Here is a 24,335-nt window from a genome sequence, read left to right on the forward strand (position 1 = left end):
GGCTCCGCCTACTACCCCATGCTCGTCGCCGTCTTCACCGCGCTGGTGATCATCTCCAACGTCACCGCCACCAAGGGCGTCGAGTTCGGCCCCATCATCACCGACGGCGGCTTCATCGTCTTCCCGCTGACCTACGTCATCGGCGACGTGCTGTCCGAGGTGTACGGCTTCAAGGCGGCACGACGGGCCATCATCCTCGGCTTCTCGATGAACGCGCTGGCCGCGCTCGCCTTCTGGGCGACCATCTACCTGCCCGCCGCCGACTTCTACCAGAACCAGGCGGCGTTCGAGAACGTCGTGCACGCCTACACCCAGCTGATCGTGGCCGGTTTGGCCGGCTTCGTGGTGGGCCAGACCATCAACGCGTGGGTCGTGGTGGCCATCAAGGAGCGCACCAAGGAGAAACACCTCTGGGCACGCCTGGTCGGCTCCACCTTCGCCGGCCAACTCGGCGACACTCTGGTGTTCTGCGCGATCGCCGCGGGCGCCATCGGCATCACCTCGTTCCGCGACTTCGCCGTCTACGCCGCGCTCGGCTGGATCTACAAGACCGTCGTCGAAGTGCTGCTGCTCCCCATCACCTACCGCGTCATAGCCGTCATCAAGCGACGCGAGCCCACCTACCAACCCGCCCTCTGATGCTCGCCATCGGTGCAGTCCGCGACTACGGGGAGCAGGCGCTGCTCCTCGAGTTCGACGGCACCGCCGAGGTGTTGGCGTGGACGGACGCGGTCCGCGCCGAGGACCTGCCCGGCGTGCTCGACGTGGTGCCCGCGGCGCGGACCGTGCTGGTCGAATTCGCCGAGCCGCACCACGTGCACCCCGCCCGGCAGCGCCTCGCCGACCTCCGCATCCACGAGGCCGCCGTCGATCCCGAGCCGCCCGCCGACGGGCACGTCGACGTGACGCTCGAGGTGGTCTACGACGGACCCGACCTCGACGAGGTCTCCCGTCTCGTCGGCCTCAGGCCCGACGAGGTGGTCGAGGCACACACCGCGACGCCGATGCGGGTCGGGTTCGGTGGCTTTGCACCGGGTTTCGCCTACCTCGTCGGCGGCGACACGCGGTTGCACGTGCCGCGGCGCGCCGAACCCCGCACCAGGGTGCCCGCGGGATCGGTCGGGCTGGCAGGCGAGTTCAGCGGCGTGTACCCCCGCGAGACGCCCGGCGGGTGGCAGCTCATCGGACGCACCGACGCAGTGCTCTGGGACGTCGACCGGCCCGCCCCCGCACTGCTGACCCCGGGCAGCTGGGTCCAGTTCCGGGCGATCGGCTAGGCCATGGCAGCACCGACGCTGGAGATACTGCGGACAGGTCCGCTGGCGCTGGTCGAAGACCTCGGCAGGCCGGGGCTGGCACACCTGGGCGTCACCCGCTCCGGAGCCGCCGACCGGCGGTCGGCCGCCCTGGCCAACCGACTGGTCGCCAACCCGCCCGATTGCGCCACCATCGAGGTGACCCTCGGTGGCCTCACCGCCCGGGTGCACGGCGGAGACGTCGTGATCGCGGTGACGGGTGCCGACGCCGACCCCTCGGTGGACGGACTTCGGTTCGGCAGCAACGGCATTCACGTCGTCCGCGACGGCGGCACCATCTCGTTGGGCACACCCCGCACCGGACTGCGCAGCTACCTCGCAGTCCGCGGCGGCATCGACGTCCAACCCGTCCTTGGTTCGCGCAGTCACGACGTCCTGTCCGCCATCGGGCCCCCGCCGTTGCGACCGGGCGACGTCGTGTCGGTGGGCGAGCACACCGAAGACTTCCCGGAAGTCGATCAGGCGCCGGTCGCGGCCATCACCGCCGACGTGCAGGAGCTGGCCGTGGTGCCGGGACCGCGCGACGACTGGCTCACCGAACCCGATCGACTGGTGCACACCGAGTGGGTCGCCAGCGACCGCAGCGACCGCGTCGGCATGCGCCTGGATGGGCCTGCACTGCACCCGCGGTGGCCCGACCGGCAACTCCCCAGCGAGGGGGCCGTACGCGGCTCGATTCAGGTGCCGCCCAACGGCTTACCGGTCATCCTGGGTCCCGACCATCCCGTGACGGGCGGCTACCCGGTGATCGGGGTGCTGACCGATGCGGACGCCGACCGGGCGGCCCAGCTGCGGCCCGGCCAGCGCGTCCGGTTCCGGTGGACCCGACTGAGCCCGGCCGGGGTCACCGCCTGGTAGAACCGAGGTGTGCACACCGCGAGGCTGGTTCACACGTCCGACCTGGACGGCGAGACCCGCGAAGGTGCCCGCCGGATGGTGATCGACGCGTTCGGGGGCGGCGAGACCGACTTCACCGACGCGGACTGGGAGCACGCCCTGGGTGGCATGCACGCGTTGATCTTCCGGCACGGCGCGCTCATCGCCCACGGCGCCGTCGTGCAACGCCACCTCATTCACGGCGGGCGCGCCCTGCGCTGCGGCTACCTCGAGGCGGTCGCCGTCCGGGAGGACTGGCGCGGCCGTGGTCTGGCGATGGCGATCATGAACGGCCTCGAGCAGGTGGTGCGCGGCGCCTATCACCTCGGCGCGCTGAGCGCATCGGAGGCGGGACGCCCGCTGTACACGGCACGGGGGTGGCTGCCCTGGCAGGGCGCGACGTCGGTGCTGTCGCCGGACGGCGTCACCCGCACCACCGACGACGACGGTGCGCTGTTCGTCCTGCCGGTCGCGCTGCCCGACGGCGTCGATCTCGACACCCGGGGCGAGATCACCTGCGATTGGCGTGACGGTGACGTCTGGTGAGCCGCCTCACGCGGCCGTCGGCGTGTCGGTGAGGCGAAGTTCACGGCCGGGTCACCGGTCACCGGCGGCGACACCGCGTGGCAACGGCCGGGTAACAGCTCGGAAACACGGCTTCCCTTGACTGGGGGCATGCACGAGCCGGGCTGGGCGCCACTGACGGGGTTCCGCGTCGCCGTGACCTCAGCACGCCGATCCGAGGAGCTGAGCGCACTGCTGACCCGGCGCGGTGCGACCGTGACCAGCGCCGCGGCGATCGCGATGGTGCCGTTGCCCGACGACGACGAACTGCGGATGCACACCGAGGCGCTGATCGCGTCGCCGCCCGACGTCGTCATCGCCACGACCGGCATCGGGTTCCGCGGCTGGATCGCCGCAGCCGACGGCTGGGGCCTCGCCGCCGACCTGACCGCCGCGCTGTCCCGTGCGCGGATCGTCTCGCGCGGTCCCAAGGCCACCGGCGCGCTGCGCGCGGGCGGTCTGCCCGAGGAGTGGTCACCCGACTCCGAGTCATCGCGCGAAGTGCTGGAGTACCTGGTCGCAGGCGGCATCTCGGGCTTGCGGATCGCCGTGCAGCTGCACGGTGCCACCGACGACTGGGATCCGTTCCCCGAGTTCCTCGACGAGCTGCGGGCTGCCGGCGCCGAGGTGGTGCCGATTCGCGTGTACCGCTGGCATCCCGCACCACGCAACGGCGCGTTCGACCAGATGGTGCTCGACATCGCCGACCGCAAGTTCGACGCCGTCAGCTTCACCTCCGCACCCGCGGTGGCGTCGGTGCTGATGCGGGCGGGCGAACTCGGCGTCTCCGACGAGCTGCTGTCAGCCCTGCGCACCGACGTCCACGCGATGTGCGTCGGCCCGGTGACCGCCCGACCGCTGGTGCGGCTCGGCGTGCCGACGTCGGCGCCCGAACGCATGCGACTCGGGGCACTCGCGCGCCACATCACCGACGAACTGCCGGTGCTGCGCTCACGCAACATCCGCGTCGCCGGACATCTGCTGGAGATCCGCGGCACCTGCGTGCTCGTCGACGGCGAGGTCAAGGAACTCTCCCCCGCGGCGATGGCCACCATCCGTGCACTCGCGCAGCGCCCCGGCACCGTCGTGTCGCGCCACGACCTGCTGCGCGCCCTGCCTGGCGGCGGCACCGACACCCATGCCGTCGAGACGGCCGTGCTGCGTCTGCGAACGGCGTTGGGCGACAAGAACATCGTCTCCACGGTGGTCAAGCGGGGCTACCGCCTGGCCGTCGACGAGTCCCCGGTGGGGGTGGCGTGATCCCGATCCTGGTCGCCCACGGCACCCGCAAACCGGGCGGCGTGGCGATGATCGGCGACCTCGCCGACCGCGTCGGCACCGTGCTGGGCACGCGCGTGCGCACCGCCTTCGTCGACGTCCTGGGTCCCACGCCCACCGACGTGCTCGACGCCGTCACCGGCGGTCCCGCCGTGGTCGTGCCCGCCTTCCTCGCGCGCGGTTACCACGTGCGCGCCGACATTCCGGCCCACGTCGAGGCCAGCCGCCACGCCGACGTCGTGGTCACCGAGGCGCTCGGGCCGTCCGCTCAGCTGATTCACGTGCTCACCGATCGCCTGCTCGAATGTGGTTGGCGTTACGGCGATTCGGTGGTCCCCGCCGCTGCGGGCACCTCCGACGCCGGTGCGCAGACCGACCTGCGGATCACCGCGGCGATGCTGTCCGCCGCGATCGGCAATCGGGTCGAGCTGGCCTACGCCGCCACCGGTGAGCCGCGCGTCGCCGACGCGGTCACCGAACTGCGGTCGCGCGGCGCCCGCCGCGTGGTCGTCGCGTCGTTCCTGCTGGCCGACGGCCTCTTTCAGGATCGGCTGCGGGCATCGGGGGCCGACGCCGTCGCCGAACCGCTGGGCGTGCACCCCGGGGTGGTGCGCCTGATCGTCAACCGGTTCCGTCGGGCCCGACTGCCGCTCGCCGCCTAGCGCCGACACCTCGGACGTCGAGCGTCTCGGCGCGCATCCCGTCATCGACCGTCGTCTCGGCGCACAGTTGAGGCATGGCGGCACTCGACACCTACCGGTACCTGCGCGGCGGCATGGCGGTCATGATCGTGCTGCTGGGCGCCGCGGTGGTGGCCGAGCGGGTGGGCGCCGACTGCTGGCAGACCACGATCAGCGACTACTACTACACCTCGGCCCATGCGGTGTTCATCGCCAGCGTCTGCGCGGTCGGCGCCATGCTGATCGTCTACAAGGGCAGCAGCGCCACCGAGGACGTGCTGCTGAACTTCGCCGGGACACTGGCCTTCGTCGTCGCGATGGTGCCCACGACGCGGCCCGACCTGCTCTGCGGACCGACTCCGCTGATCGCCGGCGGCGACGCGGCCGTCCGCAACGTCTGGGCGGTCGTCGTCGCGCTCGTGGTGTCGCGGGTCGCGTCGTGGTGGATGTACCGACGCACCGGCACCACGCGTGAGCGACCACCCTTGGCCACCGCCGCCACCTGGATGCAACGCGTGGTGCTCGGCGTCGGCGTGGTGACCCTCGTCGCGGCGCCGGAGTGGTTCCGCGCCAACGCCCACGGAGTGGCGGCGGTGGCGATGTTCGCGGCGATCATCGCCACGGTGCTCATCACGGCGTTCCTGACGGGCAACCAGGACCAGGCGAAGTGTCCGCAGCGACGGCGCTACCAGGCCGCCTACCGCGCGATTGCCGCGGCCATGGCGCTGGCGCTCGGCACCGCGGTCGTCCTGCACCTGGTGCTCGACGGGTTCAACCACGCGATCATCGTGATCGAGGCCGCGCTGATCCTGCTGTTCGGCGCGTACTGGCTGGTGCAGACCGTCGAGCTGTGGGGCACCACGACGCGGGCGCAGCTGATGCCCGACGTCGTCGCCCGGCGCAGTCGAATCCTTCGGTCCCTCTAGGACTCCAGCTGTACGACCCCGTCGACGACGCGGGTGCGGAACACCGGTACGGAGACGTCCGCGTCGTCGAGGCACTGTCCGTCGTCGAGTGCGAAGGCCTGCTTCTTGATCGGCGTCTGCACGCAGAGCCGGCCGGCGCGGTCACCCACGAGTCCGCGCGACATCACCGCGGCCCGCGAGAAGGGGTCGACGTTGCCCACCGCGTACAGCGACCCGTCCTCGAGCAGGAACAGCGCGGCCTGCGTGCCGTCGGGCAGCAGTACTCCCACACCGCGGCCAGGGATCAGCCGGTCGTACTCGCACGCCGTCGTCCACACCCGGACGTCACCGCGGTCGTCGAGAAGGGTCACGAGATCTCCTGTCGGGGACGGATCGTCGGCATGCCAAGGCCGGTGGTGCTGGGCACCTTGCGGCCCGAGCGTTCCTCGAACTCGATGGTCGGATCGGCGGTGTCGGGCGCATTGACGAACGAGACGAAGCGCGACAGCTTGTCCGGGTCGTCGAGCACGCCCTTCCACTCGCAGGCGTAACCGGCGACGTGGCGCTCGATGGCCGCCTCGAACTCGGCGGCCAGACCGAGGGAGTCGTTGCAGACCACGTCGCGCAGGTGGTCGATGCCGCCGTCGAGCGAGTCGAGCCAAGGGGCGGTGCGCTGCAACCGGTCCGCGGTGCGCACGTAGAACATCAGGAACCGATCGACGTAGCGGACCAGGGTCTCGTCGTCGAGATCGCCGGCGAGCAGTTGCGCATGCTTGGGCGTCATGCCGCCGTTGCCCGCGACGTAGAGGTTCCAGCCGGTCTCGGTGGCGATGACGCCGACGTCCTTACCGCGCGCCTCGGCGCATTCGCGCGCGCAGCCGGACACGCCCATCTTGATCTTGTGCGGGGCTCGCAGACCGCGGTAACGCATCTCGAGGTCGATGGCCATCTGCACCGAATCCTGTTGGCCGTAGCGGCACCAGTCGCTGCCGACGCAGCTCTTGACCGTGCGCAGCGACTTGCCGTACGCCTGACCAGATTCCATGCCCCCGTCGACGAGTCGACGCCAGATCTCGGGAAGCTGATCCACCGTGGCGCCGAACATGTCGATGCGCTGGCCGCCGGTGATCTTGGTGTACAGGCCGAAGTCCTTGGCGATCTGGCCGATCAGGATCAGGTGTTCGGGCGTGATGTCGCCACCGGGCACCCGCGGCACCACCGAATAGCTGCCGTTCTTCTGGATGTTGGCCAGGAAGTGGTCGTTGGAGTCCTGCAGCGAGGCGGTGTGTTCGTCGAGGATGTGGTCCGAACTCGTCGAGGCCAGAATCGAGGCGACGGTGGGTTTGCAGACGTCGCAACCCCTTCCGGTGCCGAACTTCTCGATCAGACCGGAGAAGGTGCGGATCTCGGTGGCACTGATGATCTCGAACAGCTCGGCGCGCGACTGACTGAAGTGTTCGCACAGCGACTTCGACTGCTCGACGCCCTCGGCCTCGAGCAACTGCTTGAGCAGCGGTACGCAGGAGCCGCACGAGGTGCCGGCGAGCGTGCACTTCTTCAAACCCGGGACGTCGGTGCACCCCCCGCAGATCGCCTCCTTGAGGTCGCCCTTGGTCACGTTGTTGCACGAGCAGATCTGCGCGATGTCCGGCAACGCGCCGACGCCCAGACCGAGCGAATTGCCTTCCGCCGCAGGCGCTATCAACGACATCGGGTCGCCGGGCAGCTCGCTGGCGATCATCGGCCGCAGCACCCCGTAGGCGGATGCGTCACCGACCAGGATGCCGCCGAGCAGCGTCTTGGCATCGTCGGAGAGCACCAGCTTGGCGTAGGTCTGCTTGACCGGGTCGTTGACGACGACGTCGAGGCAGTTGGGCGTCCGCCCCTGCGCATCACCGAAACTGGCGACGTCGACCCCGAGCAGTTTGAGCTTGGTCGACATGTCGGCCTCACCGAACTCGGCCTCGCCGCCGAGCAGCCGGTCGGCGACGACCTCTGCGCTGGTGTAGCCGGGCCCGACCAGGCCGTAGCAGCGGCCGTCGATGGCGGCGACCTCGCCGATCGCGTAGATGCTGGGATCGCTGGTGACACAGGATAAGTCGGTCAGCACACCACCGCGCTGCGCGATGTCCAGGCCGGCGTGGCGGGCCAGCTCGTCGCGTGGACGCACCCCGGCGGCGAAGACGACCAGGCCGGCGTCGATGCTGCTGCCGTCGTTGAGCTTCACCCGAATCGAGTCGTCCTCCTGGGACTTCCGCAGAGGCTTGTTCCGCTGGATCGGCTGAATGCTCTCGGTGCTGACACCGGTGTGCACCTCGATGCCGAGCCCGCGGATCATCCGGTTCAGCAGGGCGCCACCCGCGCCGTCGAGCTGAGCGGCCATCAAATGCGGTGACATCTCCAGCACCTGGGTCGACAGCCCGAAGCCGCGCAGTGCGTTGGCGGCCTCCAGACCGAGGAGACCGCCACCGATCACCACGCCGACGGGCGTCTTCGACGTGCTGGCCGCCAGCGCGCCGGCGCGGATGGCGTCGAGGTCGTCGAGCGTGCGGTAGACGTGGCACTGCGGCAGATCGTGGCCCGGAATCGGTGGGACGAACGCGTAGGAACCGGTGGCGAGGACCAGGACGTCGTACGGCACGCGACGGCCCAGCGAGGTGGTGACGTACTTCGCGGTGCGGTCGATCCGCTTCACCGGGTCGCGCAGGATAAGCTCGACGTGCTCGTCACCGGCATAGGCGTTGCCCGGCAGCGCGAGTCGCGTCCGGTCCCAGTGCTCGGTGTAGCCGGTGAGGCCGACCCTGTCGTAGGCGGCGTCGGCCTCCTCCGAGAGCACGACGACGTGCCAATCGTCCGAGTCGTCCCGCGACCGGAGGGCCTCGACGAAGCGGTGTCCGACCATGCCGTGGCCGATGACCACGACGCGTTGGGATGAGCGCATGAGATGAAGGCTAGGAAGCCGATATTGCCGCGATGTCGCGTCGTGTGACGCGCCCATCACGGTGTCCTCACGTTGCTCGAAGGTGGGGTGTGAGCCCTCAGACAGCCCCCGCCGACCCCGAGGTGGTCGACGGGGCGTACGGGTCGGCGGACGTCGTCTCGGCCGGCGGCGACACCTCGCCGTCGGGTGCCCGGTCGGTCGACGGCGGTGCCGGCACCCCCGCCGGCGGCAGCACGTCGGCTTGGCTGGTCTGCACGTTGGGCATGGTGTAACTCGTCGTCGGCGACGCGGTCGTCGGGGACGTGGCAGTCCGGTCCGACGACGAGCCGGCGGGCGTCGTCACGCCGCCCGGGCGCACCGCGTCGGTCGACGTGCGGACCACCGCGAACACCAGGACGGCGAGCAGCACCGCCGCGACGCCCGCCGCCCAGACCGCGCCCTGGTGCTCACGCCACGCCCACGCGTCGTCGGTGTCACTCACGCGGCGCGATGCTAGGCCCCGCGACCCAACGGCAGGGAAACTCGCTACTGCCAGCGGCCGAGGATCTCCTTGGCCCGCTCGGCCAGCGCGAACTGCAAGTACGGACCGAAGCTGATCCGGCCGACGCCCAGCGGCCCGAACGACGCCGGGTCGTCCTGGTCCGGGAGTGCGATCGCGTTGATCGGCAGCGGTAGCTCCTCGGCGAGCCGCCGGTAGGTGTCGTCGTCGTGCCTACCGACCGGGTACAGGCTGTCGGCGCCGGCCTCGGCAGCCAGCTTCAGCCGCGACACCGCCCGCTCGAAGCGGTCCGACTCGTCGCCGTCCTGGCGGAGGAACAGGTCGGTGCGGGCGTTGATCACCACGTGCACGCCTGCCGCGTCGGCAGCCTTGCGCAACCCGCCGACGAGGGCGGCGTGCTCCTCGGCCGAGCGGATCCGCTTACCGTCGGAGTGCACGGTGTCCTCGACGTTCAGGCCAACCGCACCCACCGCGAGCAACCCTTCGATGAGGCGCTCGGGCGTCTCGCCGTACCCAGACTCGACGTCCACCGAGATCGGTACGTCGACGGCGCCGGTGATCTGCGCGACGCGTGTCGTCAGGTCGTCGAACGACATCACCTCGCCGTCCTCCTTGCCAATCGAGTCGGCCACCGGATGGCTGCCCACGGTCAGGGCGCTGAACCCCGCGTCGACGGCGAGTTGCGCCGACCAGGCGTCCCAGACGGTCGGCAGGATCACCGGCGTACCCGGCACGTGCAGCGTCAACAGCGTTGCCGCGAGGTCCGCCAAATCGGGCTTGCGTTCGTGCTTGGACAACTATTCATCCTCCACTCGGTAACGTGACCTGTGTCACTCTGAACACGGTGATGTGGCTAGCATCGCTTGCGTAATGTGATTCCCGACACCCTTCAGCCCAAGGAGGTCAATTCGTTGTCCACGACTACTGAACTCGCCCAACTCCACGAACTCATCGGTGGCCTTCGGCGCTGCGTGACCTCGCTGGCTTCACGCTACGGGGATACCCCAGCCATGCGCCGGATCGTCAACGACGCCGAGAGGATCCTCAACGACATCGACAGGCTCGACATCGATGCCGAGGAACTCGACCTCGTCCGTGGGTTCTCTCACCACCATCACGTCGGCGAGAAGATCGGCATCCCGGATACGCAGTACGCCAGCGACTTTTGGCAGGACGTCGACGACGAAGGACTCGGCGGGACTCGCTAGCGGCGCCGCCTGAAACCGGCACCACCGTGCGTCGCAACGCCGCGAAGCACATTACGACCGAAGTGAGGCAAAGTACGTGAGCGCACCCACCGATGACCGCCGTGACACCAGCGGCACCGGCGTCTTCTCGGCGACGCGAGCGCAGATCCCACAGCGCACGCTCCGCACCGACCAGTGGTGGCGCTCGCCGATCATCACCGACCTCGGCTTCGCCGCGTTCGTCATCTACGCGACGGTGCGCGCGTTCATGCAGAACAACTACTACGTCCCCGACTACCACTACCTGACGCCGTTCTACTCGCCGTGCTTCTCCACCGGGTGCATCCCGGAAGCGAGCCACTTCGGACAGTTCCTCCCCGACGTGTGGTGGTTGCCGTACGCGGCGCTGTCGCTGCCGTTCCTCCTGCTGTTCCGGTTGACCTGCTACTACTACCGCGGCGCCTACTACCGCACGGTGTGGCAGGCGCCGACCGCATGTGCGGTGGCCGAACCGCATGCGAAGTACACCGGCGAGACCCGTTTCCCGCTGATCATCCAGAACACCCACCGGTACTTCTTCTACATCGCGGCGATCATCTCGGTGATCAACACCTACGACGCGATCATCGCGTTCCAGTCGCCCAGCGGTTTCGGCTTCGGGCTGGGCAACGTCATCCTCGTCGTCAACGTGGTCATGCTGTGGGTCTACACGGTGTCCTGCCACTCGTGCCGGCACGTCGTCGGCGGCAAGCTCAAGCACTTCTCGAAACACCCGGTGCGCTACTGGATGTGGACGCAAGTCAGCAAGCTCAACGTGCGCCACAAGCTCTACGCCTGGATCACCCTCGGCACGCTGATGCTGACCGACTTCTACGTCATGCTGGTGGCCAGCGGAACCATCTCCGACCTCAGATTCATTGGTTAGCACCATCTTTCGACTACATATGAATAGGCAAGTGAGGGTTTGATGGCTTCGCACGAAGCTCAACTGGAACGGCACGAATACGACGTCGTCGTCATCGGTGCCGGCGGCGCCGGACTACGGGCAGTAATCGAGGCACGCGAACGCGGACTGCGGGTCGCGGTCGTCACCAAGTCGCTGTTCGGCAAGGCGCACACGGTGATGGCCGAGGGCGGCTGCGCCGCTGCGATGAAGAACGCGAATGCCAAGGACACCTGGCAGATCCACTTCGCCGACACCATGCGGGGCGGCAAGTTCCTGAACAACTGGCGGATGGCCGAACTGCACGCGCAGGAAGCCCCCGACCGGGTGTGGGAACTCGAGACCTACGGCGCGCTGTTCGACCGCACCAAGGACGGCAAGATCAGCCAGCGCAACTTCGGCGGGCACACCTACCCGCGGCTCGCGCACGTCGGCGACCGCACGGGCCTGGAGATCATCCGCACGCTGCAGCACAAGATCGTCTCGCTGCAGCAGGAGGACAAGCGCGAACTCGGTGACTACGAGGCCCGCATCAAGGTCTTCCACGAATGCGCCATCACCGACCTGATCCTCGACAAGGGGCCGCGCGAGGAGTCGAGCGCACCCCACGAGGCCACCGGCGCGGACACGGGTCCGACGGGCAAGATCGCGGGTGCCTTCGGCTATTGGCGTGAGACCGGCAACTTCATCCTGCTGGAGGCGCCTGCGGTGGTGCTCGCGACCGGCGGCATCGGCAAGTCGTTCAAGGTGTCGTCGAACTCGTGGGAGTACACCGGCGACGGCCACGCGTTGGCGCTGCGCGCCGGGTCGACGCTGATCAACATGGAGTTCATCCAGTTCCACCCGACCGGCATGGTCTGGCCGCTGTCGGTGAAGGGGATCCTGGTCACCGAGGGCGTACGCGGCGACGGCGGGGTGCTGAAGAACTCCGAAGGCAAGCGCTTCATGTTCGACTACATCCCCGAGGTCTTCAAGGGGCAGTACGCGGAGAGCGAGGAAGAGGCCGACAAGTGGTTGGCGGACAACGACTCCGCCCGTCGCACACCCGACCTGCTCCCCCGCGACGAGGTCGCCCGCGCGATCGTCGCCGAGGTGAAGGCAGGCCGCGGCACCCCGCACGGCGGCGTCTACCTCGACATCGCCTCGCGCATGCCGACCGAGGAGATCAAGCGTCGACTGCCGTCGATGTACCACCAGTTCATCGAGCTGGCCGAGGTCGACATCACCAAGGACGAGATGGAGGTCGGCCCGACCTGCCACTACGTCATGGGTGGCATCGAGGTCGATCCCGACACGGGCGGCGCCGCGACGCCAGGGCTGTTCGCCGCAGGCGAGTGCTCCGGCGGCATGCACGGCAGCAACCGCCTCGGCGGGAACTCGCTGTCCGACCTGCTGGTGTTCGGCCGCCGCGCCGGGCTCGGCGCGTCCGATTACGTGCGGGCCCTGACCGACCGGCCCAAGGTGTCGCAGGAGGCGCTCGACGAGGCCACCAAGATGGCGTTGGCGCCGTTCGAGCCGCACGACAATCCCGAGAACCCGTACACCCTGCACGCCGAACTGCAGGAGTCGATGAACGATCTCGTCGGCATCATCCGCAAGGAAGAGGAGATCGAGCAGGCGCTCGCCAAGCTCGACGAACTCAGGGGCCGGCTGCAGAACGTCGCCGTCGAGGGCGGCCACGTCTACAACCCCGGCTGGCATCTCGCGATCGACATGCGAAACATGCTGCTGGTCAGCGAATGCGTGGCCAAGGCAGCGCTGCAGCGCACCGAGAGCCGCGGCGGACACACCCGCGACGACTACCCCGAGATGGACGCCAAGTGGCGCAACAAGCTGCTGGTGTGCCGGACCACCGACGCGGCGACCGCCGAGGCGATGGTCCCGCGCGTGACGGTGGAGGCCGAGGCGCAGGATCCGATGCGGCCCGACCTGCTGGAGTGCTTCGAACTGTCCGAGCTGGAGAAGTACTACACCGACGGCGAACTCCACGAGCACCCCCAACGGAAGGGCTGACATGGCTTCCTACGATGCGAGCCTGCGGGTCTGGCGCGGCGACGACTCAGGCGGCGAGCTGAAGGACTACACCGTCGAGGTCAACGAGGGCGAGGTGGTGCTCGACATCATCCACCGCCTGCAGGCCACGCAGGCCAACGACCTCGCCGTGCGGTGGAACTGCAAGGCAGGCAAGTGCGGATCGTGCTCGGCGGAGGTCAACGGCCGTCCCCGACTGCTATGCATGACCCGCATGTCGACCTTCGGGGAGGACGAGACCGTCACCGTCACCCCGCTGCGGACATTCCCCGTGATGCGCGACCTGGTTACCGACGTGTCCTTCAACTACGAGAAGGCGCGCGAGATCCCGTCGTTCACCCCACCGAAGGATCTGCAGCCGGGCGAGTACCGGATGCAGCAGGAGGACGTGAACCGGAGCCAAGAGTTCCGCAAGTGCATCGAGTGCTTCCTGTGCCAGAACGTCTGCCACGTGGTGCGTGATCACGAGGAGAACAAGCAGGCGTTCTCCGGGCCGCGGTACCTCATGCGCATCGCCGAGCTGGACATGCACCCGCTCGACGTCGCGGACCGCAAGGACATGGCGCAGGAAGAGCACGGGCTCGGCTACTGCAACATCACCAAGTGCTGCACCGAGGTGTGCCCCGAGCACATCAAGATCACCGACAACGCGCTGATCCCGATGAAGGAACGCGTCGCCGACCGCAAGTACGACCCGATCGTGTGGTTGGGCAACAAGCTGTTCCGGCGGTAGCTGTTTGCCGGCAACGCCTCGAACGTGAAGCCAGCGTCACGCCCGCATACGGGGGTGACGCTGGCTTCACGTTGGGAGTCTGCTGAGTCGCAGTTGGTCTTGATTCTTGCGGCGTACGCTCGAGAAAACGCAGCCAATCATCGACGAAGGGCGGCCTTGTGAGGACGAGAGAAACTCAGAGCGTCAACGACATTCGCACCGCGATTCGCGAACTCTCCACCCGGGCCGATCTGGCTCGCAAGGAGGGCAGGCCAGACGACGCCGCCGAACTCGACCGGCGCGTGCAGTACTACCGCGAGGAACTCGGCGCGCGGCCCTAGCTCTCAGTACGACGAGCCTGCGCGCGGGCTACTGGCCCAGGCGGCGGAACGTGCTCCGGTGGAAGACGATGGGTGCGACGTCGTCGTGCACGGTGATCTCGCTGACCCGCAGCACGACGATCGTGTGATCGCCCGCGAGGATCTGCTGTTCAATCGCGCTCTCCAGCCACACGCTGGTGCCTTCGATGAACACCGCGCCGCTGTCCCGTGACACGGTCTCCAGGCCGGCGAACCGGTCGCCGGTCTTGGCCGCCAGCGTCCGCGCGGCGGCGTCGTGCGCCTCGCCGAGCACGCTGATGCCCAGCGACGGCAGGTCGACAAGCTTCGGCCACGTGGTCGAGGTGTTCTGCACGCAGAACGACACCAGCGGCGGATCCAGCGACACCGGGACGAACGTGCTCGCGGCCAACCCGACGCGCACGCCGTCGACCTCGGCGGCGATCGCGATGACGCCCGTCGGGAAGTGCCCGAACGCCTCGCGCAGAGACGACGGGCTCAGTTCTGTGCTGCTCATGGCTTCCTCATCTTCACACAGGCTCCACGCCCGGCCTCGTCGGTCTGCGCTCTACGCATAGCCGTGGGCTGCCGCCACGTCGGGGTGGGCCCGCAGCCTGCTCTTCCACGCGTTGCGGCCGTAGACCGCGAAGATCTCCTCGTTCGACGGGTCGGCGGTGACTCCCCGAGCCCGGTCGGCCAGTTCGGCGGGCAGCGTCAGCACCGGGAGTCGGGCGTCGAGTCGGGGATTGAAGAAGTAGGGCACCGAGATTCGTTCCCGCGTGCTCAGCGCGACGCGGTGCTCGGTCGCCCGCAGATACCCGCCGCTGGCGATCTCCAGCATCTCGCCGATGTTGACGATGAACGCGCCGGGCAGTGGGTCGACGTCGATCCAGTCGCCTGTCACGTCTCGCACCTGCAGACCGCGGCTCCCTGGTTCGGCGAGCAGGAGCGTCAGGGCTCCGGCATCGCGGTGGGCGCCGACGCCCTGGGGCGAATCGGCCTGCGCGGGATAGCGCACGATCTTGATGAGCGTGGCGGGCGTCTCGGCGAACGCCGCGTCGAAGACGTCCTCGGGGGCGCCGAGCGACGCCGCCCAGTGCCGCAGCAGCGTGCGACCGACGTCGGCCAGCGCGGCATCCCACTCCGCGATGACGCCCGGCAGCTCGGGCAGCGCGGACGGCCACTGATTCGGCCCCTGCAGCCGCAGGTACGGCTCGGACGGATCGGCGAGCGGGACGCGCTCGGGGCCGATGTCGATCTGTTCGCGCCAGTCGACGGTGCCGCCGGTCAGCTCCCCGCCCAGCCGCGTGTAGCCGCGGAAGTGCGGGCTGCGCACCATCGCGACCGCGTCCTTCTCGGCCTGCGGCAGCGCGAACAGGCGACGCGCCTCGGTCAGCACGCGCTCGGTCAGCTCGGCCGGGACGCCGTGCCCGGTGAGGAGGAAGAAGCCGACCTCGTGCGCGACGTCGCGCAACCGGGCGCGCAGCGTCGCGGGGTCGTCGCCGAGATCGACGACGGGCAGCGAGGTCGTGTGCACCATGCTCACTCGCTCCATGCTCCCCCGTACCGCCGGGTCCCGCCAGCGTCCGGATCTGCCTGATCGGAAGCCGGGATCGGAGGTCCCGGACGGTCGGCCCGTTGCCGGTAACGTGTCGCCCACCATGTGGATCCCGCTCCTGATGATGGCCGTCGCGGTCAGTCTGGAGCCGTTCCGGATCGGCATGACGGTGCTCGCGATCAACCGGCCGCGGCCCGCACTGCAGCTGCTCGCGTTCCTGGCCGGCGGTTTCGTCATGGGCACCACGGTCGGCGTCGTCGTGCTGTTCGTGCTGCGGCCCGCCCTCGGGTCGGCCCACTTCACGCTGCCTCGCGTGCAGATCGTCGTCGGCCTGGTGCTGCTGGTCAACGCCGCGTTGGTCGCCGCGGGCCTGCTGAGCCGGTCGAAGACGACGAGCGGGGGGTTGACCGACCGGATACCGGCGTCGATCTCGGGCCGCGCCCGGCGACTGCTGAACGGCGGTTCACTGTGGACGGCAGGCGTCGCGGGCCTCGGCATCGCGCTGCCGTCGATCGACTACGTCGCCGCGCTGGCGCTCATCGTCGCGTCCGGCGCCACCGCGGCAACGCAATTCGGCGCGCTGCTGCTGTTCAACGTGGTGGCGTTCGCGCTCGTCGAGATCCCGCTGCTGTGCTACCTGGTCGCCCCGGACCGCACCCGCTCGATGCTCGCCGCGCTCTACGACTGGCTGCGCGCTCAGGGCAGGCGCGGGGTGGCCGTGCTGTTGGCGGTCGTCGGGTGCGCGCTGGTCGGCGTGGGCTTTGCCGGCCTGTAGCAGCGCCTAGGGCTGCGCCTGGCTGTTCAGCACGTACTGCATGCCTGCGAGGAGCTGCGACACCGGATCCGAACCGCCGCCGAAGGCCGCGTTCGTGGCGGGCGCGGTGACCTCCGCCGGGTCGTAGCCGTTGACCGGGTCCACCGTGATCGGCGCGGTCAGCGGATCGTCGTTGCGCGAGTAGCCCGCGTCGACCATCGGCTGCAACACCGCGTCGAGCCGGTTCAGCGTCTCGGCCGGGACTCCGAGGTACTTGAACGGAAGCACCAGCGGCAGGTGCTCCTCCGGGATCATGTACGTGGTGGTCTTCGCGCCGCGCGAGTTGACCGTCGTCCGAACGTTCTGCGGCGGCACCATGCTCGGGTTGGTGAAGGCCACCGCGGTGTGGCCGGTCGCGAGGCCGACGATCGCGTTGGCGACGCTCATCCAGTTGTCCGGCCGGTCCGGCCAGTCGGCGATGCTGTCGTAGGCGGAGACGAACTTGTACGTGTCGTACTGGCTCTCGACCGGGGCCGGGATGCGGTAGTCCAGCGAAGGAACGACGGCGCCGACCGGGAACATCTGGGTCAGGAAGCTCTCGCCGAACGCGTGCTTGCCGACCGGGTTGCCGTACGTGGCGAAGCTCAACTGGTCCGGTGGCGGAGCGGCCGGGTCGTACGCCAGCCGCGCCTGGACGTCGTCGAGCACCGACGCACCCTCGGAGAGTCCGATGACCGTGCCGGGGCCTCCCGCGCGGATGGCCTGAATGAGGTTGGGCCCGCCGACGTCGATGGACTCGCCGTAGCTCGGACCGTCGATGCCCAGGCCCGGGAAGCCGTCGTCGAGGCGGCCGATGCCGGGGAACAGCCGTTCCAGGGTGTGGCCCTGCACCTGGCCCGCGGGGTAGTCGACGATCTGGCGGTCGAGGCCGGGGAACCATTCGGCGCCGGTGCGCATGATGTATTCGTCGTACGGGATGCCGAGCACGTGCGCGCCGCCCAGGGCGTAGGCCCTGCCGGGGGTGCCGATCGGCGGCGGCCCCTGCGGTCCGGCACCGGGGACGGGAGGCGGCGGCGGAACCGGAGTGTCGTCGGCCGCTGCGGTGCCCAAGCCGAGGACGCCTGCGGCGCCGATGGTCGCGGAAGCCGTGCCAAGGGCGAGAAGTCGCTTCATGAGGTTCTCACACTTCGCTCCCAGCCCTGCTCGACGCCCTGCCTCGGGTCCCGACCTTACAGCGGGTCGCGCGCCATCGGCGGGGCTCACGCGTCGAGCCGGACGAACTGGTTCTGGCGGTACTGCTCGACGCAGGCGACACGCCGGATCTTCCCGCTCGTCGTCGTGGGAATCGATCCGGGCGGCACCAGGACGAGATCGCCCACGTTCAGGCCGTGTGCGTTGGATATCGCCGAGGTGACGTCGGTCTTTACCTCGCTGAGCCACCGCGGTAAGTCCTCGTCGCTTCGTTCCTTGAGTTCGATGACGGTGACCAGCTCTTCGGCACTCTTGGTCGGCACCGATATCGCGGCGACCCGGCCGCGGGTGATCTGTTGGACCGTCGCCTCGATGTCTTCGGGATGGTGGTTGCGGCCGCGGATGATCAGCAGGTCCTTGATGCGGCCGACGATGAACAACTCGCCGTCCGATACGAAGCCCAGATCGCCCGTTCGCAGCCACGGCCCCTCCGGCGTGCCGGGCGACGGGTCGGCGAGCGTGGCGCCGAAGCACTGCTGCTCGTCTGGCGGCCTGTTCCAGTAACCGGTTGCGACGTTGTCGCCGTGCACCCAGATCTCGCCCACCACGTCCGGCGCGCACTGCCGGTGGGTGTCGACGTCGACGATCCGCACCGTTGGCGACTGCGGCAGGTCGTAGCGCGCCAGCGAGGTGCCCTTGCGGGCCGCGCACGGCTGGACCCGGCCTGCGCCCAGTTCGTCGGCGTCGAAGTACGACGCGGGTGCATCCTCACTCCAGGTGCCCGCCGCCACGAAGACCGTCGCCTCCGCCAGACCGTAGGCCGGACGGAGCATGTGATCTCGAAAGTCGAAGTGCGCGAACCGATCCGAGAATCGCTCCAGGGTGGCCGGCTCGACGCGTTCGGCACCGTTGATGATGCCGTGCACCCCACCGAGGTCGAGGCCTGCGATGTCGCCGTCGGTGGTCTTGCGGGCGGCGAGGTCGAACGCGAAGTTGGGGGCCGCCGAGAACGCGCGGCGGTTCTCGGCCAGGGCGCGTATCCATCGAGACGGCTTCTCCAGGAACGCAACTGGGCTCATCAGCGCCGCGGGATGGCCGCTGAGGATGGGTGCGCACACGCCCAGGACGAGGCCCATGTCGTGGTAGAAGGGCAGCCACGACACGAACGTCGCGTCACCGGCCGGCACGGGGTTCGCGCCCGCGAGGAACGTGCGCATGATCTGCTCGAAGTTCGCCTGCAGGTTCAGGTGCGAGATCATGACCCCGGCCGGTAGCCGGGTCGAACCCGAGCTGTACTGCAGGTAGGCCGTTTCGGGGAAGTCGGCGGTCGTCGCGATGGGTTCGCCCGGCGTGCCGTCGAGGTCCATCGCGTCGATCGCCACGATCTTCGGCGCGGCGTCCACGCGTGCCTGATCACCACCTGCTCGATCGACGTAGTCGCCGACGTCCTGTGCCGAGGCCGACGTGGTGAGGACGACCGAGGGCTGGGCGTCGGCCAGGACCGAACTCACCCGGTCGTGGGTCGAGCCGCGGTGCGGCAGCGGTAGCGGCACGGCGACGAGCCCCGCCTGCATGCTGCCCAGGAATGCCAGGACGTACTCAAGGCCCTGGGGTGCCAGGATCACCGCCCTGTCGCCGATCGACCCGTGTAGCCGAATCTCGCGTGCCACGTTCATGACTCGGCGCGACAGCTGCGACCACGTGAGCGTCTCGGCGACGCCTGCGGAATCCCGGTCGTAGTCGGTGAACGTGAAGGCGACGTCGTCGGGGCGCAGGCTGGCGCGCCCGTGCAGCACCGAGAGGATCGACGACTGGGACACCGTCGATGAAGGCACTGTCGTCACCTCGCGTCCTCCACGCTCGGTGGAGGGAGTTCGCTCATCCCCATCAGGCCCCTCCGCTTCGATTCGTAGTTTCACACATTCGGCCCGGTGCGCGCTTCCCAGCCGCTACTGGACGGGTTCGGCCGGCGACTGGACCTGCGACGACGGCGGCGACTGCCGCACGCCCATCCGCGACGGCCACCAGTTGGCCCGCCCGACCAGGGTGGCGATCGCAGGCACCGTGATCGTGCGCACCACGAAGGTGTCGAGCAGGATTCCCACCCCGATCACGAAGCCGCCCTGGATCACGATCCCGATGCTCGAGAACAGCAGGCCTGCCATCGAGGCCGCGAAGATCAGCCCCGCCGCGGTGATCACACCGCCCGTCGAACTCAGGGTGCGGATGATGCCGTAGCGCACGCTGTGCGGAGACTCGTCGCGCATGCGCGAGACGAAGAGCATGTTGTAGTCGGCGCCCACTGCGACCAACACGACGAACGCCAACGGCGGCACGCTCCAGTGCAACTGCTCGCCGAGTAGGTACTGGAACGTCAGGATGCCGATCCCGATCGCCGCGAAGTAGGACACCACCACCGAGCCGACGAGATACAGCGGCGCGATCACCGAACGCAACAGCAACATCAGGGTCAGCAGGACGACGATGATGGTCGCGATGATGATGAAGCGAATGTCCTGCTGGTAGTAGTCGCGCGTATCGCGCAACGCGGCAGGTAGTCCGCCCATCGATATCGTCGCGTCGGCGAGCGTGGTGTTCGGCTGGGCACCCCTGGCGACGTCACCGATCTGGTTGACCTGATCCATCGCCTCCGAGCTGAACGGGTTGAGTTCGGTCTGCACCAGATACCGGACGGAACGGCCGTCCGGTGAGATGTACGCCTTGGCCGCCTTCTGGAAGTCAGACAGGTTCAGCACCTCGGGTGGGATGTTGAACCCGGCCTGCGCAGGGTCGCCTGCGTTGCTCCGCATGTTCAGCAGGAACGTCGATGCCTCGTTCAGGCCGGCGGCGATCACCTTCACCTGCTCGACGAGTTCGTCCACACCGTTGGCCACGTCGCGGCTGCCGCCTGCCAGCCGGTTGGCGCCCTGCTGCAACTCGCGCAAGCCGGCCTGCGGGCCGCCGGGCCGGTCGAGTCCCATGGCCTTGACGGCCTTGTTGGCGCTGGTGAGGGCGGCGTTGAGCTTCTTCACCGTCGCGTTGAGCGATTCCTTGTCGTCGACGCTCTGGAGTTCTCCGGCCAGCTGGTTGATCTGGTCGAGGCTGCCGTCGTTGTCCGCGTCGACGAGCCGCTGGAACTGCATGCGGGTGTCGCGGCAGGAGGGATTGGCGTCGCAGATCTGATTGCCCTGCAGCGCTGCGAGCACCGGGCCGATCCAGGCGAAGACGTTCTTGACCGCCGCGAAGTTCACGCCCATGGAGTTGGCGAGCGCGTTCACGCTGGCGACCAGTTTCGCCGCGACCTCGACGTCGCGCACCAGCTTGTCGCCGTTGTCCTCGGTTCGGACGGCGGACAACGTGTCGACCAGGCCCTGGATGCTGGGCGCTATCTGGTTGATCTGGGTGCGCACGTCGGCGAGGCTCTCGGCCATCGTGTCGGCCCCGGCGGCGAGCCGGTTGAGATCGCCGCTGCGCTGGCCGATCAGGGCCGACCCGCCCGCGAGCCGGTCACCGACGATGCCGGCCTGGAACGTGGCCCGGAATTCCGGCGGCACCTCGCCGAGGGGCCGGGTGATGCCGCTGACCATGCCGATGTCGGGGAGCTGCTCGACGCGTGAGGCCAGCTGCTCCAGGTCCGCCAGGGCTCGTGGCGTGCGCAGGTCGTGGGGCGACTGGATGAGGATGTACTCGGGGATGGAGTGGCTGATCGGGAAGTGGCGCTCGAGCGCCGCGTACCCGATCGAACTGGGCGCCGACGCCTCCACGACCTTGCGGTCGTCGTAGTTGTAGCGGGCGAAGATCGAGAGCCCGGCCAGCAGCGCGAGGACGAGCAGGCTCGCGACCAGGTGGGTCACCGGCCGGCGGACGATCCGGATGCCCGAACGCCGCCAGAACGCGGTGGTCAGTTCACGCCGTGGCTTGACCCAGCCGCGCGGCCCGGCGAGCACCAGGATCGCGGGCAGCAGGGTCACTCCGGCGAGGTAGGCGACGCCGATTCCGATCGCCGACGACACCCCGACGGTCTTGAACACGCCCATCTTCGCGAAACTCAGCAGCAGGAACGTGAGCCCCACGGTGATGGCCGATGCGGTGATGACCTTTCCGATCGACGCCATCGCCGCCTTGACCGCGGCGTCGTACTCGGCGCCCGATCGCAGATAGTCGTGGTAGCGGCTGATGAGGAAGACGGCATAGTCGGTTCCGGCACCGGCGATGATCGCGCTGAGGAACACGATGGACTGGTTGGAGACGCCTGCGCCCGTCAGATGGGAGTAACCGGCCACCACTGCTTGGGCGACCACGAGCGACGAGCCGATCGTGACGAGCGGCAGCAGCATTGTGACCACGTTGCGGTACACCAGCAGCAGGACGGCGAGCACCAGGAAGGCGATCGCGAGTTCGATCGGCAGACGGTCCTGCTCGCCCGCGACCGTCAGGTCGGCGACGGTCGCCGCGGGCCCGGTGAGGTGAACGTCGAGCGGACTGTCTGCGACGCTGCGTTCGACGACGTCGGCCACCCGGTTGAACGCGTCGAAGGCCTGCGGCGTCCCCAGCTCCCCCGCCAGGCTCACCGGCAACACCCAGGTCGTCTTGTCCTCGCTCGTCAGGAACGGCCGCAGCTGAGGCGTGGCGACGAAGTCCTGGACCGACACGACGTCGCGCACGTCGTCGCGCACCGCGTCGACGAGCTTGCGGTACGTCGCCTCGTCGGCGGGTTCCAGCCCGTTCTCGTTGATCAGCGCGACCAGCAGGAGGTTGTCGTTGCCCGGTTCCTGGAACGCCTCGGTCATCTTCCTGGCGGTGACGCTCGACGGCGCGTCGCTGGGGAGGATGGCGAGCGGATTGCGCTGCGCCATCGTGCCCAGGGACGGGAAGGCCAGCGGCAGTGCGATCGCCAAGGCGACCCACACCCCGATCACCGCCCATGGCCACCGCACCACGAGATCGGCTAGCCGTCTCATATCGCCCTCACCCTCGCCCCGAATCCCGCGTCATGATGCCGTCGGATCGCACTCCGCTATGCCCCGCGTCCCCATTGCCCGCTGTCGGCAACTCGCCCCACCACCGACTTCATCGCCTGCATGTAGCGGGTGACCGACTTCCTGGCAACCGGGTTGTCGGGATGCATGATCGCCATCACCGTGCCCTCGCCGTAGCGGAAGACGTAGATCGTCAGCTGGTAGGAGAACCGGCCGTCGGGATAGATCCCGATGTCGTTGGCCAGCCCCATGTCCGCCGCGGCGAGGATCGCGTTGAGCGGAGCAGCGCCGCCGTGCAGGAAGTTCGACACCGGGAAGTTGGGCCGCGGCCAGTTCAGCCACGGCGCCAACTCCAGGACGCGGTAGTACGGCACCCGCGCCATGTCCAAGCCGGCGTCGAACGAGGACTGCGCTGCCCACGCCGCCTCGCTGAACGACGTCGCCGCGATCGGGACGCTGATCGGGATCAACCCGGTGAACCAGCCCTGGGTCATGAAGTTGTCGCCGGCCGTGCGGGAATCCCTCGGCGTGAGGCCGTGATAGGTGAGCGCGCCGGTGAATTCGTGCTCCACCAGACCGAGACAGGCGAAGAGACCGCCGACGAACCGGGCACCCGCGGCCGCGCAGGCCTCGTCGAAGCGTTGCGTCTGCGCGTCGTCCAGCAGGACCTCGGAGGTCATGTCGCTGCTCGTCGCCACGTTCGGGTCGCCCAGCGGCAGCGGGAAGTCGGGGAAGCCATCACCGTTGTTCTCGGCGAAGTCGATCCACCGCTGCACACCCGGGGAGTCCACGGTCAATGCCGAGGTGTACTCGTGCTCCCGCACGCAGAAGTCGTCGAAGCTGCCCGCGTCGGGCAGCGTCAGGGCATGGCCGCCGCCACTGAGCGCGGAGTACATCCCGTTGGCTTCCATCATCGTCGTGCCGATCAGCGTGGCGTCGCCGTGCACGTGGTCCATGGAGGCGAAGAACTTGAAGTCGTTCTCGTTCTGGATGACGCCGAATGTGAAGCAGCCCCACTCCAGCGGGTTCGGGATGGCCACCACGTGCGCGCGGATCTCGTCGACGGTCATCTGGCCCTGGTCGACCGGGACGAACTCGATCTCGGCCGGATCCTCGATGGCGTACCGGATGAAGTCGCCCGTCTCGGTCCGTTCGAATCGGCTGCGGAACGTGTCGTGCCTACGCAGGTAGGCGTTGACGGCGTCGTTCATGGCGGCGATGTCGCACTGGCCGGGCATCTCGCAGCTGGCGATGATCTGCCGGGAGAAGTTCAAGCCCGCCTCGGCCCGGTCGCAGTAGTTGCGCAGGTGCTGGCGCTGCATGTGACTGACCGGCACCGAACTGAGCGGCGCCCGTCGCGCGACGTCCGCAGCTGCGGCCGTCGGGTGCCAGGAGGTGACCGAGCCCGGGGTCAGCGACCATTCGTGGAGTGCGCCGACCGTGATCTTCCCGATGCGCAAGCTACGGCCTTCCCAGTCCTGCCAGGCCCGCCGGCAACGTTCCGGCAGCACCCTCGGCGGGGATCAACATACCCTCGGCACCCCCTCGACAGCGGACCACGACGCTGCGCATCCACCGTCACA

23 protein-coding genes are annotated in these 24,335 nt (G+C 68.8%); 13 read left to right on the forward strand and 10 right to left on the reverse strand.

Annotated elements, in window-relative coordinates; translation table 11 throughout:
* Positions 1-18: 18 nt before the first annotated feature.
* The 7 genes from G6N61_RS17000 (at position 19) to G6N61_RS17030 (ending at position 5,640) form a co-directional block, all read left to right on the forward strand.
* Positions 19-639 (forward strand): queuosine precursor transporter, encoded by a 621-nt coding sequence (locus G6N61_RS17000; protein ID WP_179973688.1) that lies wholly within the window; start codon positions 19-21, stop codon positions 637-639.
* Positions 639-1,277 (forward strand): 5-oxoprolinase subunit B family protein, encoded by a 639-nt coding sequence (locus tag G6N61_RS17005; protein ID WP_163919575.1) that lies wholly within the window; start codon positions 639-641, stop codon positions 1,275-1,277. The genes G6N61_RS17000 and G6N61_RS17005 overlap by 1 nt, the downstream gene beginning before the upstream one ends.
* 3 nt (positions 1,278-1,280) lie before the next feature.
* The gene (locus G6N61_RS17010) at positions 1,281-2,174 is read left to right on the forward strand and encodes a 5-oxoprolinase subunit C family protein (RefSeq protein ID WP_163919576.1); all 894 of its coding nucleotides are present in this window, start codon (positions 1,281-1,283) and stop codon (positions 2,172-2,174) included.
* A gap of 9 nt (positions 2,175-2,183) precedes the next feature.
* Positions 2,184-2,738 carry a GNAT family N-acetyltransferase gene (locus G6N61_RS17015; protein ID WP_235887155.1) on the forward strand — a complete coding sequence of 185 codons (555 nt, stop codon included), beginning with the start codon at positions 2,184-2,186 and terminating at the stop codon, positions 2,736-2,738.
* Positions 2,739-2,867: 129 nt separating this feature from the next.
* A complete protein-coding gene (locus G6N61_RS17020; RefSeq protein WP_163919577.1) occupies positions 2,868-4,016 on the forward strand; it encodes a uroporphyrinogen-III synthase in 1,149 nt (382 codons plus the stop codon).
* A complete protein-coding gene (locus G6N61_RS17025; RefSeq protein WP_163919578.1) occupies positions 4,013-4,696 on the forward strand; it encodes a sirohydrochlorin chelatase in 684 nt (227 codons plus the stop codon). The genes G6N61_RS17020 and G6N61_RS17025 overlap by 4 nt, the downstream gene beginning before the upstream one ends.
* A 74-nt stretch (positions 4,697-4,770) precedes the next feature.
* The gene (locus G6N61_RS17030) at positions 4,771-5,640 is read left to right on the forward strand and encodes a hypothetical protein (RefSeq protein WP_163919579.1); all 870 of its coding nucleotides are present in this window, start codon (positions 4,771-4,773) and stop codon (positions 5,638-5,640) included.
* On the opposite strand, the gene nirD is transcribed toward G6N61_RS17030, so the two are convergent.
* The 4 genes from nirD to G6N61_RS17050 all read right to left on the reverse strand — a co-directional run bounded on the left by nirD (position 5,637) and on the right by G6N61_RS17050 (position 9,856).
* On the reverse strand, positions 5,637-5,990 hold the full coding sequence (gene nirD, locus G6N61_RS17035) for a nitrite reductase small subunit NirD (RefSeq protein WP_163919580.1): 354 nt from the start codon (positions 5,988-5,990) through the stop codon (positions 5,637-5,639). The genes G6N61_RS17030 and nirD overlap by 4 nt on opposite strands.
* A complete protein-coding gene (nirB, locus tag G6N61_RS17040; protein WP_163919581.1) occupies positions 5,987-8,560 on the reverse strand; it encodes a nitrite reductase large subunit NirB in 2,574 nt (857 codons plus the stop codon). Before nirB ends, nirD begins: the two co-directional genes overlap by 4 nt.
* Before the next feature lie 97 nt (positions 8,561-8,657).
* Complete coding sequence (locus G6N61_RS17045) at positions 8,658-9,041, reverse strand: hypothetical protein (protein WP_163919582.1); 384 nt, start codon at positions 9,039-9,041, stop codon at positions 8,658-8,660.
* 44 nt (positions 9,042-9,085) lie between these two features.
* Positions 9,086-9,856 carry an isocitrate lyase/PEP mutase family protein gene (locus G6N61_RS17050; RefSeq protein WP_163919583.1) on the reverse strand — a complete coding sequence of 257 codons (771 nt, stop codon included), beginning with the start codon at positions 9,854-9,856 and terminating at the stop codon, positions 9,086-9,088.
* Positions 9,857-9,970: 114 nt separating this feature from the next.
* On the opposite strand from G6N61_RS17050, the gene G6N61_RS17055 reads away from it, so the two are divergent.
* The 5 genes from G6N61_RS17055 (at position 9,971) to G6N61_RS17075 (ending at position 14,273) form a co-directional block, all read left to right on the forward strand.
* The gene (locus G6N61_RS17055) at positions 9,971-10,267 is read left to right on the forward strand and encodes an Rv0250c family protein (protein WP_163919584.1); all 297 of its coding nucleotides are present in this window, start codon (positions 9,971-9,973) and stop codon (positions 10,265-10,267) included.
* Between the two features lie 76 nt (positions 10,268-10,343).
* Positions 10,344-11,171 (forward strand): succinate dehydrogenase subunit SdhC, encoded by an 828-nt coding sequence (locus G6N61_RS17060; RefSeq protein WP_163919585.1) that lies wholly within the window; start codon positions 10,344-10,346, stop codon positions 11,169-11,171.
* 42 nt (positions 11,172-11,213) lie between these two features.
* Positions 11,214-13,202 (forward strand): fumarate reductase/succinate dehydrogenase flavoprotein subunit, encoded by a 1,989-nt coding sequence (locus tag G6N61_RS17065; protein ID WP_163919586.1) that lies wholly within the window; start codon positions 11,214-11,216, stop codon positions 13,200-13,202.
* A 1-nt stretch (position 13,203) separates the two neighbouring features.
* Positions 13,204-13,953, forward strand: coding sequence for a succinate dehydrogenase/fumarate reductase iron-sulfur subunit (locus G6N61_RS17070; RefSeq protein ID WP_163919587.1), 750 nt, complete (start codon positions 13,204-13,206; stop codon positions 13,951-13,953).
* 158 nt (positions 13,954-14,111) lie between these two features.
* Positions 14,112-14,273: a hypothetical protein gene (locus G6N61_RS17075; protein ID WP_170314473.1), complete on the forward strand. Its 162-nt coding sequence runs from the start codon at positions 14,112-14,114 to the stop codon at positions 14,271-14,273.
* A gap of 28 nt (positions 14,274-14,301) precedes the next feature.
* Here the strand turns inward: G6N61_RS17075 and G6N61_RS17080 are convergent, their stop codons facing one another.
* The gene (locus tag G6N61_RS17080; RefSeq protein WP_163919588.1) at positions 14,302-14,787 is read right to left on the reverse strand and encodes a flavin reductase family protein; all 486 of its coding nucleotides are present in this window, start codon (positions 14,785-14,787) and stop codon (positions 14,302-14,304) included.
* Positions 14,788-14,838: 51 nt separating this feature from the next.
* On the reverse strand, positions 14,839-15,810 hold the full coding sequence (locus tag G6N61_RS17085) for an isopenicillin N synthase family dioxygenase (protein WP_163919589.1): 972 nt from the start codon (positions 15,808-15,810) through the stop codon (positions 14,839-14,841).
* 121 nt (positions 15,811-15,931) lie between these two features.
* On the opposite strand from G6N61_RS17085, the gene G6N61_RS17090 reads away from it, so the two are divergent.
* Positions 15,932-16,603 carry a GAP family protein gene (locus tag G6N61_RS17090; protein ID WP_163919590.1) on the forward strand — a complete coding sequence of 224 codons (672 nt, stop codon included), beginning with the start codon at positions 15,932-15,934 and terminating at the stop codon, positions 16,601-16,603.
* A gap of 6 nt (positions 16,604-16,609) precedes the next feature.
* Here the strand turns inward: G6N61_RS17090 and pe are convergent, their stop codons facing one another.
* The 4 genes from pe to G6N61_RS17110 form a co-directional block, all read right to left on the reverse strand.
* On the reverse strand, positions 16,610-17,755 hold the full coding sequence (pe, locus tag G6N61_RS17095; RefSeq protein WP_163919591.1) for an acyltransferase PE: 1,146 nt from the start codon (positions 17,753-17,755) through the stop codon (positions 16,610-16,612).
* An 86-nt stretch (positions 17,756-17,841) separates the two neighbouring features.
* On the reverse strand, positions 17,842-19,593 hold the full coding sequence (locus G6N61_RS17100; protein ID WP_163924890.1) for an AMP-binding protein: 1,752 nt from the start codon (positions 19,591-19,593) through the stop codon (positions 17,842-17,844).
* A 129-nt stretch (positions 19,594-19,722) separates the two neighbouring features.
* Positions 19,723-22,734, reverse strand: coding sequence for an MMPL/RND family transporter (locus tag G6N61_RS17105; protein WP_163919592.1), 3,012 nt, complete (start codon positions 22,732-22,734; stop codon positions 19,723-19,725).
* A gap of 56 nt (positions 22,735-22,790) precedes the next feature.
* On the reverse strand, positions 22,791-24,212 hold the full coding sequence (locus tag G6N61_RS17110; RefSeq protein WP_163919593.1) for a condensation domain-containing protein: 1,422 nt from the start codon (positions 24,210-24,212) through the stop codon (positions 22,791-22,793).
* Positions 24,213-24,335 lie beyond the last annotated feature (123 nt).

This window comes from Mycolicibacterium arabiense, assembly GCF_010731815.2.
GTDB lineage: Bacteria > Actinomycetota > Actinomycetes > Mycobacteriales > Mycobacteriaceae > Mycobacterium > Mycobacterium arabiense.